The organism is Lachnospiraceae bacterium JLR.KK002, assembly GCA_036941025.1.
GTDB lineage: Bacteria > Bacillota > Clostridia > Lachnospirales > Lachnospiraceae > Petralouisia.
The window spans coordinates 1,785,323-1,800,652 of the sequence record JAYMNP010000001.1 but is presented as its reverse complement, the minus strand read 5'-3'; the positions used below and the strand labels follow the sequence as shown (position 1 = coordinate 1,800,652).

Below are 15,330 nucleotides of genomic sequence, written 5' to 3'. Positions count from 1 at the left end.
GTACGGAGGAAGCTATGAGTATAAGTTTGATTTTTAAAATTGCAGCAGTCGGAATACTGGTTACTGTGCTGAGTCAGGTATTAAAGCACAGCGGCAGGGAAGAACATGCCTTTCTGACCAGTCTGGCGGGATTATTGATTGTACTGTTCTGGATTGTGCCTTATATCTATGAATTATTTGAAACCATGAAAAACCTGTTTGCTCTGTGAGGCAGGAAAGAGGACGTATCAGTAATTCGGGAATGCAAAAAACCGGTGCAGGAGCAGAAAATGGATATTTTGAAGATTGCAGTTCTCGGCATTGTGGGAACCTTGCTGGGAATTATGTTAAAAGAGCAGAAAAAAGAATATGAACTGTTTGCCACCCTGGGAGTATCCCTGTGTATTTTTTATTTTATTATGTCCAAGCTGGAACTGGTGCTGGCTGTAATTAACCGGATGCAGGATTATGTGAAACTGGATACGGGATATCTGGCAATCCTGATAAAAATGATAGGAATTACCTATGTGGCGGAGTTTTCCTCCAGCCTGTGCAAAGATGCCGGATACCAGACGGTAGCAGGCCAGATAGAGATGTTTGGGAAGCTGTCCATACTGGTAATCAGTATGCCGGTACTTCTGGTACTGCTGGAAACCATAGGGGAGTTTTTGAGTTGAAAAGGCTGGGGTGATGGGATTGAGTAAAAAAGTATGGCTGTGTATGCTGTGTTTTTTCTGGTGGATTTTTTTGCCATGCCGGGAGGTGTGCGCTGCAAAAACCTGGGAGGAGCCGAAAGAATTTTCAGAGGCGGGAACCGGAGAAAAGGCGGAGATGTTCTGTGACAGGGAAACCACAGAGGCGGCGGAGGAATATTACGGTATGGAGACCGGAGAAGGACAGGAACTGGAAGAAGCACTGGACTCATACCTTGCAGAACTGGATTTTTCAGAAATAGATTCCGTATTGAAAGGACAGGAAAGCACCAGGAATCTGGATTTCCAGGAACTGGTCCGGAAGCTGATTGCCGGGGAAGAACTGGAAAAGGGATGGCTGCTGAAAGAAATTTTCCGGGCGGTATTTGCGGAAGTGGCGGCCTTTCGGAGTACAATGGTTCAGATTATGCTGCTGTGCTTCGTATTTGCCATTCTCTGTAATTTTGCAGACGTATTTGAAAACCCCGCAGTGACAGAACTGAGTTTTTACATGGTTTATATGCTGCTGTTTGTCCTTCTGATGAAATCTTTTTTTATTCTCCGGGATGTGTCCGACGAGGTTATTGAGGAAATGATGGTTTTTCTGAAAGTGATGATACCCACGTTTACCATGAGTATGACATTTTCCGGTCAGATTACTACTGCAGCAGGATTTTATGATCTGACGTTTCTGCTGATTTACGGAATGGAATGGCTGCTGCGGATGCTGATACTTCCGGCAGTGCAGATTTATATGGTGCTGGAGCTGATGAACTACCTTACAGAGGAAGAATTTCTCTCCCGAATGACGGAACTTTTAAAATCCGGTATTGTATGGGTGATGAAACTGCTGTTTACCGTTGTGGTTGGAATCAATGTGGTACAGAATCTGCTCACTCCGGTCATAGACACCTTTAAGAGCAACCTGATTGCCAAAACAGCGGGTATGGTGCCGGGGCTGGGGGCTTCCATCAGTGCAGTGACAGAAATCATGGTAGGTTCCGGAATTATTATCAAAAACGGGATTGGACTGGCGGCTGTGCTGGTACTGCTTATGCTCTGTGCCGGGCCTCTGATTAAAACAGGCGTTATGACCTTTCTGTATAAGCTGCTGGCGGCTGTCATGCAGCCGGTATCTGACCGGCGGATGACAGGCTGTATCAGCAGTGCGGGAGAGAGCGGCAGGCTGCTGGGCAAAGTGGTGGTAACCACCACCATGATGTTTCTGGTGGCTGTGGCCATGGTTACAGCGGCCACTACATTCCGCTGTTAGCAGTATCTGTTCGGGCTGATACATCTGCCGGAAAGGATGATAATATGGACAGTATTTATGGATGGATTAAGAATATCATATGTTTTTATATTTTTATCACGGTTATACTTCATCTGCTTCCCAAAGAGAATTACCGGAAATATGTGCGTTTTTTTACCGGAATGCTGCTGGTTATACTGGTGATGAATCCGGTGCTTTCTCTTCTTGGCAAAGAAGAAGTGGTTATTCGGAAAATCAGCCAGGCGGGATTCTTCCAGGAACTGGACAATCTGAAGATGGATACGGAGCATCTGGAGCAGAGCCAGAAAAAGGTTTATATGCGGGAATATGAGCGGGCCATCGCCCTGGATGTCAACGGAATGGCGGTCCGAAAACAGCTGAATCCCCTGCAGACAAAAGTCCGTCTGTCCGGAGAATATCAGGTGGAGTCCATTGCTCTGGAGGTGGAATATAATCAGGAAGATGATTTCTTTTCGGAAGAATTTATGTCCGGAGCAGAAAGTCAGGGCAGTGCAAAGGTGCGGGAATTCCGGAGAGAACTGATGGAGTTTTATCAGTTAGAAGAGGGGCAGATTGAAATTGCCCTGCAGGGAGGATGAAAAGGATGAAAAAAAAGGAATGGTTTTCTCCGGAAAAATTAAAGGGAATTCCGAAAAATCAGCTTTTAATCGGAGGTCTGGCGGGAATTCTTCTGCTGGTTATCGCTCTGCCCGCCGATACGAAAAAGCAGCAGGAAGCAGAGCTTCCCCAGGGAGAGGATAAAAAGGCGGAACAGAAGGCTGCAGATTACAGCAACTATGAGAAGGAACTGGAGCGGAAGCTGGAAGAGATTCTGGCGGAAATGGAAGGGGTTGGGAAGGTGGAGGTAATGATTACTCTTAAAGATAGCGGGGAGCAGGTGCTGGAAAAAGACATATCCCGGAACAGTCAGGAAGTCACCGAGGAAGGGGAGGTGAAGCGCAATACATATGAAAGCCAGTATCAGGAGGAGACAGTATTTGTGAAAGAATCCGGAAACGAGGGACAGCCCTTTATTGCAAAAGAATCTGTGCCGGCGGTGGAGGGGGTGCTGGTAGTGGCGGAGGGAGGCGGGAACGGAAAAGTGACGAAAAATATTTCCGATGCAGTTTTAGCATTATTTCCGGTGGAAGTACATAAAATTAAGGTAGTTAAGATGAATTGACAGGAGGGTATCAGTTTTGAAGAAAGTATTTAAAAAGAACCAGATTATCATTACGGCTCTGGCTCTTATGATTGCGGTAGCGGGCTATCTGCAGTATACCGGAAGTCAGAGCGACAGCGACGTGGCCAAAGAGGCCAGTACAGACACCAAAGAAACTACATATGAAATATCCGATGAAGATATGTACAGCGCGGAGGATATTTTTACAGACACAGAGGCCAGCGAGGAAACTTCTGCAGACGCGCAGGATGCGGCTCTGGGCATTCAGACCGGAGAGGATATTGCAAAAGCAAATGGTCAGAGCAGTGATGTGGATAATCCCGGTGAGGCGGTGCTGACCAGCAGCGGAGTGAACAATGTGAATTTTGCTTCGGAAGTAAAACTGAACCGGGAGCAGGTGCGTTCCCAGAATAAAGCGTCGCTTCTGGAAATCATCAACAATGCGGCTATCGGTGAGGAACAGAAGCAGGAAGCCATCAACGCCATGATTAATATGACAGACATTGCAGAGCGTGAGGCGGCTGCGGAAATGCTGCTGGAAGCAAAGGGATTTACCGATGTGGTGGTAAGCATCACCGACGGGAAAGCAGATGTGGTCCTTAATATGGGAGAGGTGACCGACGCAAAACGGGCCCAGGTGGAAGACATCGTAAAACGGAAAACAAATGTGGAAGCGGAAAATATTATTATTACGCCCATTCAGAATTCTTCCGCGGGAACAGGAGTACAGACAGAGACCGGAGAAGGGACGGGAACAGACGCCGGAGCAGGACAGGAAGAAGGAGCAGGAACTCCGGAAGGAAGCACTCAGACGCCGGCGGGAGAAGAATAATTACGCTTACAGGATGCATGTAACAGTTCAGCCTTCGGCAGAACTGTTGCTGAATCCGGCCATTTAAAGTTTGCTTCGCGAAGAGCCGGATTCATTCCTGGCATAATTTATGCTTTCTTACGGACTTTGCAGCGGAGTGCAAAGTCCTGGGCTGAACCATTACAGATTTTCAGCAGTCTGTCAGGAAAGCCTTTGCACTCTGTCCGATTATTTGTTATAATTATGACAGGAGTATTGTCAGAAAAGTGTTTGCGGTATCCTGATTCCACAGAATACAAAGGAGAGCAGGTGATTATATGTCAGAGAAAGAAATGCTGAAAATATCTATTGAGGAATTCTCCAGGCTGCAAAGTTACATGCTGCTGGCCGAGAAAAATTCTGAATCCTATAAAGCCATGAAGATAAGATACGTGGAATTAAAAGTTTTCCTGATGTCTTCCGGTATAAATCTTATCGAACTGGACAGAGTGAAAGAATAGAGAGGATAAAATGAAACGAATTTTTTTGATTGTACTGGACAGTGTGGGAATGGGAGCAATGCCGGATGCAGCAGCATTCGGGGACGAGGGAAGCAATACTCTGAAAGCGGCTTCCAAAAGCCGGTATTTTTCCATGCCGAATATGGCGGAACTGGGATTGTTTAATATTGATGGTGCAGACTTTGGGGAGCCGGTGAAGGCTCCCCTGGGTGCTTTTGCCAGGATGACGGAGGCCTCCAGGGGGAAAGATACCACCATCGGACACTGGGAGATTGCGGGAATCATTTCAAAACAGCCATTGCCCACCTACCCGGAAGGATTTCCGGCGGAAATCACAGAGGAATTTTCCAGAAGGACAGGGCGGGGCCTGCTCTGCAACCGGCCTTATTCCGGCACGGAAGTCATCCGGGATTACGGACAGGAACACATGAAAACAGGAGATTTGATTGTGTATACCTCCGCGGATTCCGTCTTTCAGGTGGCGGCCCATGAAGATGTGATTCCGGTGGAAACCTTGTATGAGTACTGTCAGACAGCCAGAGAACTGCTGACGGGAATTCACGGAGTAGGAAGGGTGATTGCAAGACCCTTTGAAGGAGAGCCGGGAAATTTCCGGCGTACCGTAAGACGCCACGATTTTTCTCTGGAGCCTCCGGCTGTTACCATGCTGGACCAGCTGAAAGAAACAGGCCGGGAAGTGCTGGGCGTAGGGAAGATTTATGATATTTTTGCAGGAAAAAGCGTGACAGATTCTGTAAGAACCGCAGGAAATGAAGATGGAATTGAGAAGACGCTCCGGTGGATGGACCGGGAGTTTGAGGGGCTGTGTTTTGTCAATCTGGTGGATTATGACATGCTTTACGGCCATCGGAATGATGTGGACGGATATGCCAGGGCCCTGACATATTTTGATCAGCGGCTGCCGGAACTTCTGAGAAAACTCCGGAAAGAGGATATTCTGATGATTACAGCGGATCATGGCTGCGACCCGTCCACTCCTTCTACGGACCATTCCAGAGAATATACGCCTCTGGTCATGTATGGAGCTGCTGTTTTGTCAGGCAGAAATTTCGGCACCAGACCCACCTTTGCCGATATCGGAGCAACGGTTCTTTCATACTTTGGAATAAATGGCACAGAAAAGAGAATCCAGGGAGAGAGTTTGTTCTGATGAAACGAAAATCTTATGAAATAGACATGTGCAGCGGCCCCCTGTTTTCAAAAATCCTGCTGTTTGCCGTGCCGCTGATGATTTCCAGTATTCTGCAGCTTCTGTTTAATGCGGCAGACATGGTGGTGGTGGGAAGATTTGCGGGAAGCACCGCCCTGGCGGCGGTGGGGGCCAATGCTTCCCTTATCAATATGCTGACCAACCTGTTTATCGGGTTTTCCGTGGGAGCAAACGTGCTGGTTGCAAGATTTTACGGAGCGAAAAGAGAGGAGGATATCAGCGAAACGGTACACAGCGCCGTTGTACTGAGCCTGGTCTGCGGCCTGGGGCTGATGGTGTTCGGCATGGCGGTTGCGCCCCGGATTCTGGTGCTTATGGGAACGCCGCATGATGTGCTGAGCCAGGCGGTTCTGTATATCCGAATCTATTTTGCGGGAATGCCGGTGATTTTGCTGTATAATTTCGGAAGTTCAGTTTTAAGGGCGGTGGGAGATACCCAGCGGCCTTTATATTATCTGTTTGGGGCGGGTGTAGTCAATATCATTCTGAATCTGATATTTGTGATTGGATTTCATCTGGGCGTGGCCGGAGTGGCGCTGGCCACTGTGATTTCCCAGGTGGTATCGGCAGGCCTGATTCTGCGCTGTCTGATGCATATGGAGGGCGGCTGCCGGGTGGAATGGAAAAAGCTGCGGATGAAAAAGGAAAAAGTCATGCAGATTGTGCGCATCGGCCTTCCGGCAGGGCTGCAGGGAACGATATTTTCTCTGTCCAATGTGCTGATACAGTCTTCGGTCAATTCCTTTGGCTCCGTGGCCATGGCGGGCAATACGGCGGCTCAGAATATCGAAGGGTTTATTTATATGGCCATGAACGCCTGCCACCAGACAGCTCTGAGCTTTACCAGCCAGAATTTTGGTGCGGGAAATTATAAACGGATTGGAAAAGTGCTGCTGGAATGTCTTACCATGGTAACTGCAGTGGGGATTGTCATGGGCTGGTCGGCATACCTGTGTGGGAATCAGCTTCTGGGCATTTATTCTTCGGATGCAGGGGTAATTGAGGTAGGTCTGCTGCGGCTGTCAGTAATCTGCACCACCTACTGTCTCTGCGGAATCATGGATGTAATGGTGGGAGAACTGCGGGGACTGGGCTATGCGTTTCTGCCCATGATTGTATCTCTGCTGGGAGCCTGCGGGTTCCGTATTCTCTGGATTTTTACGGTATTTCAGAGTCACCGCAGCCTGTGGGTGCTGTATATTTCCTATCCGGTATCCTGGGTGCTTACCGGGGCAGTCCATATGGTTTGTTATATTTTTGTACGCAGGAAGCTGTTCAGGCTTCAGAAGGGAGACATATGATTGCAGGTGCATATATGGTTCCTCATCCGCCGCTGATTGTACCGGAGGTGGGCAGAGGGCAGGAAAAGAATATTCAGAATACCATAGACGCATACCATGAGGTGGGACGCAGTATCGGCCGGTTAAAGCCGGAGGTTATTGTGCTGATTTCACCCCATCAGACCATGTATGCGGATTATTTTCATATATCGCCGGGAACAGGCGGGAGAGGGGATTTTGGCCGGTTTCAGGCAGGACAGGTGAAAATGCGGGTGCCTTATGATACGGAATTTGTGGAACACCTCTGCAGAAAGGCCAGAATTGCAGGCCTGCCTGCCGGGACTGAGGGAGAGCGGAGCAGAGAACTGGACCACGGAACCATGGTGCCCCTGTATTTTGTGAATCAGTACCGGACGTCGTACCGGCTGGTTCGGATGGGGCTGTCCGGCCTGCCCTTATCGGTGCATGATCAGCTTGGACAGAAAATATGGGAGACAGCGGAGGAACTGGACAGACGGACGGTGCTGATAGCCAGCGGGGATCTTTCGCACAGGCTGAAACCGGACGGGCCTTACGGATATCAGAAAGAAGGGCCGGAATATGACCGGCGCGTGATGGAGATCATGGGAAAAGGAAACTTTCCGGAACTGCTGACATTTGACGAGTCTTTCTGTGAACGGGCAGGAGAATGCGGACACCGCTCTTTTGTCATGATGGCAGGGGCTTTGAAGCAGGTAAAGGTTACGCCCCGGCGCCTTTCTTATGAAGGGCCTTTCGGGGTGGGATATGGTATTTGTGCATATGAGGTGATGAAGGATGGAACAGAGAGTTAAGGAAGATGATTATGCAGGTCTTGCACGGAATGTAATCGAAACTTATGTCCGTACAGGCAGGAAGCCGGCGCTGCCTGCAGGGCTGCCGGAGGAAATGTGTCATAACAGGGCGGGGGTTTTTGTCTCCATTAAAAAAGCGGGACAGCTTCGGGGCTGCATTGGAACCATTCAGGCAGTGTATGGCTCCATAGCCGAGGAAATTGTGGAAAATGCCGTCAGTGCTTCAGTCCGGGACCCCAGATTTAATCCGGTCAGGGAGGAAGAACTGGAGCAGCTTTCCATCAGTGTGGACGTACTGGGAGAATTGGAGCCGGTCACTTCTTTGGAGCAGCTGGATGTGAAACGGTACGGCGTGGTTGTGACAAAGGGCCGCCGCCGGGGGCTTTTGCTGCCCAATCTGGATGGTGTGGATACGGTGGAGCAGCAGGTTGCCATCGCCAGGCAGAAAGCAGGCATAGGAAGTGACGAAACGGTGGAGCTGGAGCGGTTTGAGGTGGTGCGCCATGTGTAAAAAGGAGGAATCCGGTTTATGAAAGAGGCGGTTTGTCAGGTGTGTTTTCACGGCTGCAGGCTGGCGCCCGGCCAGTGGGGCATGTGCGGTGCAAGGAAGAATGTAAACGGAGCGGTGGTTTGCGGCAATTACGGGCGAATTACTTCTCTGGCGCTGGATCCCATCGAGAAAAAGCCGCTGAAGATGTTCCATCCGGGAGCCAGAATACTCTCAGTGGGCAGTTTTGGCTGTAATTTAAAATGTCCTTTCTGCCAGAATCATCAGATTTCCATGGCGGGAGAAGGAGAAGCGGAGACTATGGTTCTTTCTCCTCAGGCTCTGGTGAAACGGGCAATGTCCTGTCAGAGGGAAGGAAATATGGGTCTGGCATTTACCTACAATGAGCCTCTGGTGGGCTGGGAATATGTGCGGGACGCCGCCAGGCTCAGTAAAGCCGCCGGCATGAAAAATGCGCTGGTCACCAACGGGACAGCTTCTGCGGACGTGCTGCAGGAGCTGCTTCCGTTTATGGATGCCATGAACATTGATTTGAAATCTTTCCGCAGAGAAACTTATCGGAAGCTGGGCGGAGATCTGGAGACGGTGCAGCGGTTTATCATACAGGCCGCTGCTGCCTGCCATGTGGAACTGACTACGCTGATTGTTCCGGGACAGAACGACAGTGCGGCGGAGATGGAGGAAGAAGCCCGGTGGATTGCTTCCATAGACAGGAAGATTCCTCTCCATGTGACCCGGTTTTTCCCCCGGTATCAGATGTCAGACCGAAAGGCAGTTTCGGTACGGCAGGTGTACCGCCTGGCGGAAACGGCGGGAAAATATCTGGATTATGTATTTACGGGAAATTGCTGAACTGCTGAACAGTTCAGACAGGTGACAAAGGCCGGTGAAGTGTGATATAATCGGTGCTGAAACAGAAATGGAGGAGCATACATTATGGCAAAAGAATTATTAAAGAGAAGCCAGGTGGCAAAAGAAGACACCTGGGCGGTAGAGGATTTATACGAATCGGCGGAGCTGTTTCTGGAAGACGCTGGCCGGCTGGAGCAGATGATAGAAGAATTAAAGGATTTCACTGAGGATTATCTGACAGAGACAGGAGAACATCTGCTGGAATATTTTAAAAAGCTGGAACAGACTACGATTCTTCTGGAAAGAACCATTACCTGGTCAGAGCGGAGCAAAGATGTGGATACCGCAGATGACAATTACCAGGCCCTGAGCGGAAAAATAATGGGAATTTACCACAAATACGGGACGGTGACTGCCCCTGCAGATACCTGGATTGCAGCCATGGAGGAAGAAAAAATACAGCAGTTTTACCGGGAAACACCGGAACTTGCCGGTTACAGAGTGACTATTGACGATTTGCGCAGATTAAAAGACCATACCCTGTCTCCGGAGATGGAAGAACTGCTGGCAGCTTCGCGGGAGATGGGTACTGCTGTGGACAAGTCCTACAGCCTTCTCACCAATGCGGATTTTGAACATCCAACGGTAAAAGATGCAGAGGGAGAACTGGTAAAAGTCAGCACCGGACGGTTTATTCCTCTGCTGGAAAGCCAGGATGTACAGGTGCGCAAAGAGACTTTTCAGGCTTACTATGCCCGGTATGAGCAGTATAAGAATACCTTTGCCTCCCTTTACGAAGGCAGGGCCAAAGGCAATTATTTTTACGCAAAAGCCAGAAAGTACAATACTTCCATGGAAGCGGCAGTGGACGCCAACAATGTGCCGAAAGAAGTGTATTACAATCTGATTGAAGCTGTCCATGAAAACATCCATTACATGCATGATTATATGGCATTGCGTAAAAAACTCATGGGCGTGGAAGAACTTCACATGTATGACATTTATGTACCCATGGTTCCGCAGGAGACGGAGCATGTTCCCTTTGAACAGGCACAGCAGGAAATCCTGGAAGCCCTTAAAGTACTGGGAGAAGATTATGTGGGCGTGCTGAAACAGGGATTTGAAAACCGGTGGATTGACAAATATGAAAATGAAAATAAAAGGGGCGGCGCCTATTCTGCCGGATGTTATGACCTCCATCCCTATGTGCTGATGAATTATCAGAACAATATGGATTCGGAATTTACCCTTGCCCATGAAATGGGACATGCGCTGCATTCCTGGTATTCTGCAAAACATAACAATGTGTTTGACAGTGATTACAAAATATTTGTGGCGGAAGTGGCTTCTACCTGCAACGAGGCGCTGCTGATGCATTATCTTTTGAACCATACCGAAGATAACAGGAGAAAAGCCAGTCTCATCAATTATTTTCTGGAGCAGTTCCGCACCACCCTGTACCGTCAGACCATGTTTGCGGAATTTGAGCTTCTGACCCATGAGATGGTGGAAAAGGGCAAAGCTCTGACAGCAGAATCATTGAAAAAGCTCTATTATGACCTGAATGTGCAGTATTACGGAGAAGCTGTGAAGGCAGATGAAGAAATTGCCATTGAGTGGGCGAGAATCCCTCATTTTTATTATAATTTCTATGTATATCAGTATGCCACCAGCTTTGCGGCGTCCATGGCCCTCAGTAAAAAGATTCTGGAAGAAGGGCAGCCGGCTGTGGAGCGTTATCTGAAATTTTTAAGCGGCGGATGCAGCAAATCCCCCATTGACCTTCTGAAGGATGCAGGGGTGGATATGACCACCAAAGAGCCCATTCAGGAGGCACTGAAAACGTTTGGTGAACTGATTGGAGAAATGGAGGAACTGTTTTGCCGGATTTAGAAAAAGAAATAGAAAAGCGACGTACCTTTGCCATAATCTCCCATCCGGATGCGGGAAAAACCACCCTGACAGAGAAGTTTCTTCTTTACGGAGGCGCCATTAATCTTGCAGGTTCCGTGAAAGGAAAGGCAACTGCCCGCCATGCGGTATCAGACTGGATGGAGATTGAAAAGGAGAGGGGGATTTCCGTTACCTCTTCCGTGCTGCAGTTTAACTACGACGGTTACTGCATCAATATTCTGGATACGCCTGGCCATCAGGACTTTTCAGAGGACACGTACCGGACGCTGATGGCTGCAGATTCTGCCGTGATGGTGATTGACGGTTCCAAAGGTGTGGAAGCTCAGACCAGAAAACTGTTTAAGGTATGCGTAATGCGCCATATCCCCATTTTTACCTTTATCAACAAGATGGACCGGGACGCTAACGATACCTTTGAACTGCTGGATGAAATTGAAAAGGAGCTGGGAATTGCCACCTGTCCCATTAACTGGCCCATAGGCTCCGGAAAGAATTTTAAGGGTGTTTATGACCGGAATACGAAAAAGGTCATGACCTTTGCCGATACCTTAAAAGGCACAAAAGAAGGAGTAGAAAAGGATATTGCCCTGGACGACCCTTCTCTGGCAGCGGAGATTGGGGAGGACTATAAGGCGGTGCTGGAAGAAGAAATTGAACTGTTGGACGGAGCCAGTGCGGAGTTTGATATGGAACTGGTGTCAAAAGGAGAACTTTCTCCGGTATTTTTCGGTTCTGCTCTGACTAATTTCGGTGTGGAGACCTTTCTGCAGCATTTTTTGCAGATGACCAGCTCTCCCCTGCCCAGAAAAGCGGATACCGGAACAATCAATCCCTTTTCTCAGGATTTTTCTGCCTTTGTATTTAAGATACAGGCAAATATGAATAAGGCCCACCGGGACAGAATCGCCTTTATGCGTATCTGCTCCGGGAAGTTTGAGGCGGGCATGGAAGTATTTCATGTACAGGGAAATAAAAAAATGCGCCTTTCCCAGCCTCAGCAGATGATGGCTCAGGAGCGGAAGATGGTGGAAGAGGCTTATGCGGGAGATATTATCGGCGTGTTTGACCCCGGTATTTTTTCCATTGGCGACACCATTCTCACCGGGGGAAATAAATTTGAATTTGAGGGAATCCCCACCTTTGCGCCGGAGCATTTCGCCAGAGTGAGACAGCTTGACACCATGAAGCGCAAGCAGTTTGTCAAAGGAATTACCCAGATTGCCCAGGAAGGAGCCATTCAGATTTTTCAGGAGTACCATACGGGAATGGAGGAAATCATTGTGGGCGTTGTGGGCGTTCTTCAGTTCGATGTGTTGAAATACCGTCTGGAAAACGAATACAATGTGGATATCCGTCTGGAAAATCTTCCATATGAGCATATTCGCTGGATTGAAAATAAGGATATCGACATGGAAAAACTGACAGGAACCTCCGATATGAAAAAGATTCAGGATTTGAAAGGAAATCCTCTGCTGCTGTTTGTAAACAGCTGGAGCGTGGGAATGACGCTGGACAGGAACGAAGGGCTGATATTGTCGGAATTCGGACGAAATTAAGAATAGAATATGTGAAGGGCTGCGGCAAAACAGCTGCTGTGTACGGAGTATGGTATACAGGCTGCATGTGCCGCAGCTTCTTTTTATTTTACAGGAAATTGCCGGCAACTTATGTACGGAATCCGGCAGCATATGTGTCTGGCCATTGATAAGGGGGATATAAAGGGTATAATAAAAGGCAGAAAGGCGGTGGCATATTGAAGATAGAAATTCTGGTGGATGAAAAGGCAGAAGACTTAACCGTATCTGTTACCTGCAGACATCTGACGCCCGATGTGGAAAAAATTTTGATTGCATTGCGGATGATAAATCATCAGCTTACTGCAAAAAAAGACAATGAGATTTACCTGCTGGATATGGAACAGGTCATCTATATTGAAAGTGTGGACAGAAAATGCTTTATCTGCACGCCGGACGAGGTGTATGAGACAGAAATTCGCCTGTATGAGCTGGAACAGCGGCTGGAGGAATACGGGTTCTTCCGGGTGAGCAAATCATTTCTGATTCAGCTGCGGCAAATCCAGTCTCTGAAAGCTGACATTAACCGGAGAATCCGCGTTACCATGTCGAACGGGGAGCAGATTATTGCTTCCAGGCAGTATGCGCAGGAACTGAAGAAACGGCTGGGGGTGATATAAATGGAAGAAAGAAAAACCATATTTGATTATCTGGCGCAGGCGCTGACGGTATTTGGATTTGCAATGGCAGTTCTGAATGTGTTCTGCCTTCTGTTCGGGGAATCTGCAAAAGAAGTTTCAGCCATGTTTGCTTTGGGCAGGAAAGGGATTCCGGCGGAAATCGTGTTTCAGTTCGCAGCGGTGTCTGTGCTGATTACGGTTTTCAGGTTCGTGTTTTTTACAGATGTCTTTATTCGGAACATGAAGGTCTGGCTGCGGGCTGTCTGTATGCTGGCTCTGGTTGTTATGACAATTGCTGTTTTTGCAGTAACCTTTCAATGGTTTCCTGCGAATCTGTGGCAGCCCTGGGCCATGTTTTTCCTGTGCTTCGGCCTGTCGGTTTCGGGAAGTTATGGGGTGATGTCAGTAAAAGAAAAAACAGAAAACAGGCGTCTGGAAGATGCCCTTAAGCGATTAAAGTCGAAGGAGGGAAGGCAGAATGAGCAATGAATCGGCGCACACAGTTACTGTCAGGAACCTTTCCCACAGTTTTGGTGAGAACAGGATATTGCAGGAGGTAAATTTTGAGATACGAAAAGGGGAAATTTTTGGATTGCTGGGCCCTTCCGGAGCAGGCAAAACCACTCTGATTAAAATTCTGACAGGACAGCTCAGACAGACCGGAGGGTATGCGGAACTTTTCGGGCGTGATACGGAGAAATTAAGGCCTCAGGAACAGGCGAAAATCGGTATTATGATGGAGCACCTGGGATTGTATGAGCGGCTGTCCGTTTACGACAATCTGGCATTTTATGCGGATATCCACCGTGTGCACCGCAGCAGAGTTGATTCACTGCTGAAAGAGGCGGGCCTGTATGAGGCGCGCCGCAGAGCAGTCCTGAAACTGTCCAAAGGCATGAAAAGCAGGCTGTCACTGGCAAGAGCTCTGCTGAGCCGGAGGGAACTGCTGTTTCTGGATGAGCCAACTTCCGGGCTGGACCCTGTCACAGCAAAAGAAATCCATACCATACTGGAAGAACAGAAGGAAAAGGGAACGACGATTTTTCTTACCACCCACAATATGTTTGAGGCGGAAAGCCTCTGCGACCATGTGGCTTTGCTGAGTGAAGGCAGGATAATCGAATATGGCCGTCCGGCGGAAGTATGCAGAAAATACAATCACGTAAACCGGCTCCGGATTACCTTAAGAAACGGAGAACAGGTTTTGCTGAGCAATGGCAGAGATTCGGCCGTTCCGGTAAAGGAATATTTGGAAAAAAATATGATTCAGGCTATTCATTCTACGGAACCCACGCTGGAGACTGTTTTTATCGAACTGACGGGAAAGGGGCTGAATGAATATGAATAATATAGCAGCAATTTTTAAAAAGCAATGGAAGGATACTCTGAAAAATAAAACGATTTTCATCCAGTTTGTCATGTTCCCGATTCTTACCCTGGTTATGAGCCGCACCATAGTGATAGCAGGAATGCCGGAAAATTTCTTTGTAAATCTCTTTGCCACCATGTATATGGGTATGGCGCCTCTTACGTCCATGGCGGCAGTACTGGCGGAAGAAAAAGAAAAGAATACCCTCCGCGTACTGCTTATGTCCAATGTAAAACCATATGAATATCTGCTGGGAACCGGAAGCCATATCTGGTCTGCCTGTATGGCAGGGGCAGCTGTAATCTGTGCTGCCGGAACCTTTCGCCTGCCGGAGCGTTTTTTCTTTCTGGCAGTGCTGGCAGTGGGGATTCTGGCCTCATTGCTGGTGGGCGCCGCAGTGGGTGTCCGGAGTAAAAATCAGATGATGGCCGCATCTCTGTCCGTTCCGGTCATGATGATTTTTTCCTTTCTGCCCATGCTGTCCATGTTCAATCCCGACATTGAAAAAATAGCAAAATTTGCTTATTCGGAGCAAATCAGCAGAATGCTGAATCATGCTGGCTCTCTTCAGCCTGGAATGGAGGGAGTATGTATTATCGGGGCAAACCTGATGCTGTTTGCAGGGATGTTTGTCCTTGCATACCGTGGCTGCGGGCTGGAATCAAAAACCCCGCAGTAAGCTGACGGGGTTTTTGATTCTCGCGGGCTGAA

16 protein-coding genes and 1 pseudogene are annotated in these 15,330 nt (G+C 48.4%); all 17 read left to right on the top strand.

Annotated features, from left to right (window positions below; genetic code table 11):
- Positions 1-14: 14 nt before the first annotated feature.
- The 17 genes and pseudogenes from spoIIIAC (at position 15) to VSQ32_08615 (ending at position 15,298) form a co-directional block, all read left to right on the top strand.
- Entirely contained in the window at positions 15-209 is a 195-nt protein-coding gene (spoIIIAC, locus tag VSQ32_08695; GenBank protein ID MEH2942937.1) for a stage III sporulation protein AC, read from the top strand.
- Between the two features lie 60 nt (positions 210-269).
- Entirely contained in the window at positions 270-656 is a 387-nt protein-coding gene (locus VSQ32_08690; GenBank protein ID MEH2942936.1) for a SpoIIIAC/SpoIIIAD family protein, read from the top strand.
- 19 nt (positions 657-675) lie between these two features.
- Positions 676-1,944 carry a stage III sporulation protein AE gene (locus VSQ32_08685; protein MEH2942935.1) on the top strand — a complete coding sequence of 423 codons (1,269 nt, stop codon included), beginning with the start codon at positions 676-678 and terminating at the stop codon, positions 1,942-1,944.
- Positions 1,945-1,988: 44 nt separating this feature from the next.
- The gene (locus VSQ32_08680) at positions 1,989-2,543 is read left to right on the top strand and encodes a stage III sporulation protein AF (protein MEH2942934.1); all 555 of its coding nucleotides are present in this window, start codon (positions 1,989-1,991) and stop codon (positions 2,541-2,543) included.
- A gap of 5 nt (positions 2,544-2,548) precedes the next feature.
- On the top strand, positions 2,549-3,127 hold the full coding sequence (locus VSQ32_08675) for a stage III sporulation protein AG (protein ID MEH2942933.1): 579 nt from the start codon (positions 2,549-2,551) through the stop codon (positions 3,125-3,127).
- Between the two features lie 16 nt (positions 3,128-3,143).
- A complete protein-coding gene (locus VSQ32_08670) occupies positions 3,144-3,959 on the top strand; it encodes a SpoIIIAH-like family protein (GenBank protein MEH2942932.1) in 816 nt (271 codons plus the stop codon).
- 296 nt (positions 3,960-4,255) lie between these two features.
- Positions 4,256-4,438, top strand: coding sequence for a hypothetical protein (locus tag VSQ32_08665; protein ID MEH2942931.1), 183 nt, complete (start codon positions 4,256-4,258; stop codon positions 4,436-4,438).
- Positions 4,439-4,448: 10 nt separating this feature from the next.
- Positions 4,449-5,609 (top strand): phosphopentomutase, encoded by a 1,161-nt coding sequence (locus tag VSQ32_08660; protein ID MEH2942930.1) that lies wholly within the window; start codon positions 4,449-4,451, stop codon positions 5,607-5,609.
- Positions 5,609-6,970: an MATE family efflux transporter gene (locus VSQ32_08655; GenBank protein ID MEH2942929.1), complete on the top strand. Its 1,362-nt coding sequence runs from the start codon at positions 5,609-5,611 to the stop codon at positions 6,968-6,970. Before VSQ32_08660 ends, VSQ32_08655 begins: the two co-directional genes overlap by 1 nt.
- Positions 6,967-8,293: pseudogene (gene amrA / locus VSQ32_08650) on the top strand (AmmeMemoRadiSam system protein A). The gene VSQ32_08655 and the pseudogene amrA overlap by 4 nt, the downstream one beginning before the upstream one ends.
- Positions 8,294-8,311: 18 nt before the next feature.
- Positions 8,312-9,142, top strand: a complete 831-nt coding sequence (gene amrS / locus VSQ32_08645) for an AmmeMemoRadiSam system radical SAM enzyme (protein ID MEH2942928.1) — start codon at positions 8,312-8,314, stop codon at positions 9,140-9,142.
- An 84-nt stretch (positions 9,143-9,226) separates the two neighbouring features.
- On the top strand, positions 9,227-11,035 hold the full coding sequence (gene pepF / locus VSQ32_08640; protein ID MEH2942927.1) for an oligoendopeptidase F: 1,809 nt from the start codon (positions 9,227-9,229) through the stop codon (positions 11,033-11,035).
- Positions 11,023-12,612, top strand: coding sequence for a peptide chain release factor 3 (locus VSQ32_08635; protein ID MEH2942926.1), 1,590 nt, complete (start codon positions 11,023-11,025; stop codon positions 12,610-12,612). The genes pepF and VSQ32_08635 overlap by 13 nt, the downstream gene beginning before the upstream one ends.
- A 197-nt stretch (positions 12,613-12,809) precedes the next feature.
- Positions 12,810-13,250, top strand: coding sequence for a LytTR family DNA-binding domain-containing protein (locus tag VSQ32_08630; protein ID MEH2942925.1), 441 nt, complete (start codon positions 12,810-12,812; stop codon positions 13,248-13,250).
- Positions 13,251-13,739, top strand: coding sequence for a hypothetical protein (locus tag VSQ32_08625; GenBank protein MEH2942924.1), 489 nt, complete (start codon positions 13,251-13,253; stop codon positions 13,737-13,739).
- Positions 13,729-14,598 carry an ABC transporter ATP-binding protein gene (locus VSQ32_08620; protein MEH2942923.1) on the top strand — a complete coding sequence of 290 codons (870 nt, stop codon included), beginning with the start codon at positions 13,729-13,731 and terminating at the stop codon, positions 14,596-14,598. The genes VSQ32_08625 and VSQ32_08620 overlap by 11 nt, the downstream gene beginning before the upstream one ends.
- On the top strand, positions 14,591-15,298 hold the full coding sequence (locus tag VSQ32_08615; GenBank protein ID MEH2942922.1) for an ABC transporter permease: 708 nt from the start codon (positions 14,591-14,593) through the stop codon (positions 15,296-15,298). Before VSQ32_08620 ends, VSQ32_08615 begins: the two co-directional genes overlap by 8 nt.
- The last annotated feature ends 32 nt before the right edge of the window (positions 15,299-15,330 follow it).